Source organism: Brevibacillus porteri (assembly GCF_003013475.1).
GTDB classification, from domain to species: domain Bacteria; phylum Bacillota; class Bacilli; order Brevibacillales; family Brevibacillaceae; genus Brevibacillus; species Brevibacillus porteri.
The window spans coordinates 1-4024 of the sequence record NZ_PXZO01000087.1; the positions used below are offsets into that span (position 1 = coordinate 1).

Annotated in this window: 4 protein-coding genes and 1 pseudogene; 3 read left to right on the forward strand and 2 right to left on the reverse strand. The window is 49.0% G+C overall.

What is annotated here, in order from left to right; translation table 11 throughout:
- Positions 1-152: 152 nt before the first annotated feature.
- Positions 153-1652 (forward strand): hypothetical protein, encoded by a 1500-nt coding sequence (locus C7R92_RS31735; RefSeq protein ID WP_106836877.1) that lies wholly within the window; start codon positions 153-155, stop codon positions 1650-1652.
- Here C7R92_RS31735 and C7R92_RS31740 read toward each other — a convergent pair.
- Both C7R92_RS31740 and C7R92_RS31745 read right to left on the reverse strand, forming a co-directional pair.
- On the reverse strand, positions 1624-2133 hold the full coding sequence (locus C7R92_RS31740) for a GNAT family N-acetyltransferase (protein WP_106836878.1): 510 nt from the start codon (positions 2131-2133) through the stop codon (positions 1624-1626). The genes C7R92_RS31735 and C7R92_RS31740 overlap by 29 nt on opposite strands.
- Positions 2134-2153: 20 nt before the next feature.
- Positions 2154-2516 carry a VOC family protein gene (locus tag C7R92_RS31745; RefSeq protein WP_017249442.1) on the reverse strand — a complete coding sequence of 121 codons (363 nt, stop codon included), beginning with the start codon at positions 2514-2516 and terminating at the stop codon, positions 2154-2156.
- A gap of 121 nt (positions 2517-2637) precedes the next feature.
- On the opposite strand from C7R92_RS31745, the gene C7R92_RS31750 reads away from it, so the two are divergent.
- The gene (locus C7R92_RS31750; protein WP_106836879.1) at positions 2638-3507 is read left to right on the forward strand and encodes an AraC family transcriptional regulator; all 870 of its coding nucleotides are present in this window, start codon (positions 2638-2640) and stop codon (positions 3505-3507) included.
- A gap of 145 nt (positions 3508-3652) precedes the next feature.
- A pseudogene (locus C7R92_RS33340) lies at positions 3653-3733 on the forward strand (hypothetical protein); the annotation flags it as partial.
- Between the last annotated feature and the right edge of the window lie 291 nt (positions 3734-4024).

Sequence of the window (4024 nt, forward strand, 5' to 3'; positions counted from 1 at the left end):
CTAAATGGGGTCTTGACCAAAGCGCGTGGGGAGGCTTTTTCTTTTGTGGAGTGAAACTTTAAGCAGGGTATCGACGTCTATCCTCTGTAAGGTAAATTTTTCTAGGAAGCGAGGCGAGTTTTTTGTCTTTGCGAAAAATTCGGGGAATGAGTATGTCCATTGTGTTTGCATTGCTTATCATGACAGGATCCGACTTCGCGCAAGCAACCTCCACGGACAGTCGGATTGCTCAGAGTGGCCCCTCCCATACGACCAGCCAAACGACAAAGGAATGGAAGCAAAAGGAACTGTCTTATGACTACGTATCGATGAAAGAAGACGTGGTTATTCAGTTGAATGAGGCTCCACAGCTCCGCTCTCCTCGAAGAACGGTCGTAGGACCTGCACCACAGGCATACACCCTCTTTTTTAAGGAAGCTGTGAACCGTGGAACAGTCGAAGCAGCGATCCGCAAAAATGCTCAGGAAGAGACAAAAAAAGAGGACTTGGGCTACGTGGAGCCGATTTTTACGTTTCACTGGGTGCACGACCGTCAACTGCAATTGCTCGCTACCCTTCCTGATACGCTTGCCAAAGACAGAAGCTGGACGGAATATGTTGTAAATGTAGCAGGAGCGAAGACGGTAAAGGGAACCACGTTTGATGATACGAATGATTTCTCGGCGGTGGTGTTTGCTCCGTCTCAGATTTGGCGAGTCTCTGTCGATGGCAAGGTGAAAGAAAAAATGACGGACTTTGCCGTCAGGACTCCCATGGAATTTATCGACCCTGAGGAACGGTATGTGTTGTTGGAGCGATTTACAGAATATTGCGAGTGCGATGCACGTTTCCCCATGCTGTATTCGATTTATGACATACAGACAAAAGAGCTGACTGCTTATCCAGTGGAGCTGACTGACAACTATAGCGGTGCAGGCGACTTCATGGCAGATCGCCGCGGCTTCTTTTTCGCTCATCCACCAAAAGGGACAGAAGTACCGAAAAGTGAGTTTGCCACTCGTATCAAGGTAGATGGATACGTACATGGAGCCAGCTTTAGCCATGATCGCAAGTATGTATTGATGGCAGTAGGCAAGACCGAACAGAAAAAGGATCTCGATCTGGTCGTGTACGATCTGGCGACTGCAAAAGAACGGCGCCTCCCAGGTGCAATCAAAGGATGGGTTCCAACAGATGAGATGAATGGGCAAGTCCAGCCCGTCAGTTTTATCGATGATGGACGCTACGCGACGTTTGAAATGAGAACAGAGGAAGAAAGCTTTGAGGAGCTTCGTCAACGCTACGATTGGCAGTCAGGCAAGGTGATCAGCTGGAATCCACCTGTTCCAAAAGAAGCTTGGTCTGGCTATATCCAGTCGACAGATGGCGCCTATCAAATGTATTGGAATGCAGGGGTGTTTAAGGGCGACGTCAAACTGAAGGAAATGAAACCAGATGCGATATGGATTCCAGGCACTCACCATTTGGTTTATATCGATTGGGAAAAAGCTGAACAAGGAGCGGAGTCCGTGTCGTCGCTCTTCCTGTTTGATGCTGATCGTAAGCAACAATCTGTGCTGGTGAAAGGACTGCCAGCGAATGTATCTATTTTGGGAGCTAGCAACGACGGCAAATGGCTGTATGTTACGACTCCGGAGCTACTAGCCCCTTAGCGTCATATTCCGATGCCAGTATGGATAAAATGATCAAGGATTCGTAAGTATCGCCTGATTTTAGGCAATCGCGCAAGGTGCCCTCTATGTGAAACCCTTCCGATACGTAAAGGGTACGGGCGCGGTCGTTCGTTTCTTTTACATCCAGCCAGAGTCGATGGGCTTTTTGCTCGATGAATGCCCAATGCTTGATCTGACGCAGGATGTTGCGACCGTAGCCTTCGCCCTTCACTGCGATTGTAATACGCATGAGTTCAATACTTTGATGAGGATTGGTCAGCCCGGCGATGATGACGTAGCCGACGGGGTGGCCTGTTTCTTTTTTTTCGGCAATCATATGGAGGATGTCCGGGTTGCCAAGTGCGTGGTGGTGCCGCTCTTCGCTCCACGGGATAATGAACGGGGTATTCTCTGGCGCATTTTCTACTTTGCATACGAATGAAATGTCTGCTGGTGTAGTGCGGCGTAAGTGGATGGTCATGCGTGTATCTCCTTTTCAGCTTAACATTTGCATACCATGATCAGATTGCCGTCGGGATCGCGGAAGTTGAACCAGTGACCATGCTGGATAGGAACGACGACTTCTACTCCGTTCTCCTTGAGAAATGCATAAGAGGCTTCGATATCCTGTGTGTTGAAATGAAACAAGGGAGCATCATCTGTGATGCGCTTCGGAAAGATTTTGCTGTCCAGAACGAGCGTCAGTCCGCTTTGTAAGGGAATGCAGTATATATGTCCGAACATAATCTCACCGTCTGCGGGAATGCCCAAGAGACGGCAGTACCAGTCGCGTGCGCGTTCGATGTCGCTGACGGCTACAAAAATCGTTCCGATTTGGGGCAGCAGGGGGGAAGTGGTAGTCATTGTGATAGAGCTCCTTTCAAATCGTGTTTTTCACAAGGTCGACCCGGCATAATCGTGCACGAAATGTCGGATCGCCTGATTTTGCTTCTGCTATTCTGAGGGAGAAAGGGAGGTCATTACCATGGATTTGCTTGCAAAGCTGAATGAGGCTCTGGACTACATCGAAGACAATTTGACCAGCGAGATTGACTACAAAGAAATCGCTCGGGTGGCTTGCTGCTCCGAGTATCACTTCAAAAGGATGTTTTCTTTTCTCGCTGGAGTTCCGTTATCCGAGTACATCCGGCGTCGGCGCATTACGCTTGCAGCTTTTGAGCTTGCGGACAGCAACGAGCGGGTCATTGACATTGCGATCAAATACGGATACGGATCGGCTGATTCCTTTGCCAGAGCTTTTCAGAATGTGCATGGCGTCACTCCGACAGAAGCCAGACACATCGGCCATTCCTTGAAGGCTTATCCGCGAATGACCTTTCATCTATCCATTAAAGGAGGCAGTGCCATGAACTACCGTATGGAAGAAAAAGAGGCATTTCGCATTGTGGGTCTGAAAAAAAGAGTCCCGCTGATTTATCGTGGAGTCAATCCAGAGATTGCGGCCATGTGGGCTTCATTAGATATGGAGACGATTCAGCAACTGAAGTCTCTATCCGATGTCAAACCACTTGGACTGCTCAGTGCGTCCACGAACTTTTCAGAAGGTCGGCTGGAATATGGTGAGGTTGATCACTTTATCGGGGTGGCTACTACAAAGGAATGTCCAGACAATCTGGCAGTGCTTGAAGTTCCTGCTTTTACCTGGGCCGTATTCGAATCAGTGGGTCCATTCCCTGATACGCTGCAAGACATCTGGGGTCGCATCTATGCTGAATGGTTTGTGTCCTCTGGATATGAGGCGGCTCAGGGCCCAGAAATTTTGTGGAACGAAAATAAAGAGATAACATCACCGACCTTTCGCAGCGAGATTTGGATTCCTGTGGTGAAAAAGTAACCCTATATTGCATTCGCTCTCGTTTGCGGAACACCTACCAGCGTGTGCATATCCGGGAAGAAATAATTACCAACTTTTTTTGCATAAGACAGGTACAAAAACGAACGTTTGTTTGCTTAAATAACGGATCGTGTTTTTGATCGACATGCAGAGCTTTTATGCCAGTATCGAGAAAGGGGTCAACCCAGAGCTGCGAAACAAGCTGATTGTCGTCGCCGTCGATCCCGCTGACGTGTCCGCATAGTTCAATCCTAACCAAGATTACCCTAGCCTCATCTTGAAGACAAGGTGGGGCTATTTTACGCTTGCTGTGCTCACGAGCATCTGACAAGCGTTAATGCCAAGAAAACTTTCTCTACTGAGGACTCTTTTCGGGCACTCTAAGGGCAACACCACGATTAAGGAGGGAACCCTGATGTGTAAACACCTAGTCTTGTTCCTACTCCTCCTGTTCCTGCCGCTGGGCGCCTGCGAGCCGTTTGCATCGCCGTCGACGCCCGGTCCCGGTCCGGTGACC

Bases quoted from the DNA above. Each gene is read 5' to 3' on its own strand.
- C7R92_RS31740 (WP_106836878.1), bottom strand. From the start codon at position 2,133: ATGACCATCCACTTACGCCGCACTACACCAGCAGACATTTCATTCGTA.
- C7R92_RS31735 (WP_106836877.1), top strand. From the start codon at position 153: ATGTCCATTGTGTTTGCATTGCTTATCATGACAGGATCCGACTTCGCG.
- C7R92_RS31745 (WP_017249442.1), bottom strand. From the start codon at position 2,516: ATGACTACCACTTCCCCCCTGCTGCCCCAAATCGGAACGATTTTTGTA.
- C7R92_RS31750 (WP_106836879.1), top strand. From the start codon at position 2,638: ATGGATTTGCTTGCAAAGCTGAATGAGGCTCTGGACTACATCGAAGAC.